General features: G+C 71.2%; 1 protein-coding gene. It reads left to right on the forward strand.

The features are described from left to right. Positions 1-379, forward strand: a 379-nt coding sequence (locus tag I6F16_RS37805) for an FAD-dependent monooxygenase (RefSeq protein ID WP_225174818.1), incomplete at both ends; no start/stop codon positions are given.

Here is a 379-nt window from a genome sequence, read left to right on the forward strand (position 1 = left end):
TCCTCGGACTCGACCTGCCGGCGCTGGCGCGGGAATTCGAGCGGCGGGCCCATTCCATCCTGGGTCCTTTCGAGGTCGAGGAAGGCCGAGCGGCCTTCCCGCTGGTGGCCGAAACGGCCCGCGAGATCACCGCGCCCCGCGTCGCCCTGATGGCGGAAGCGGCCCATGTGATGCCGCCCATCGGAGCGCAGGGCCTGAACCTTGGGCTCCGGGACGCGGTTGCGCTGGTGGATCTCGCGGCCGAGCCCGGCCTCGACCTCGGCGGAGCGGAAATGCTGAAGCGCTATGCGGGCGCCCGCGACCGCGACATCCACGGCCGCATGACGGCGGTGGATATGCTCAACCGCTCGCTCCTCTCCGACCTCGTGCCGGTGCAGAG

The sequence above is a fragment of the Bradyrhizobium sp. IC4060 genome (assembly GCF_020193715.1).
Lineage (GTDB): Bacteria > Pseudomonadota > Alphaproteobacteria > Rhizobiales > Xanthobacteraceae > Bradyrhizobium > Bradyrhizobium yuanmingense.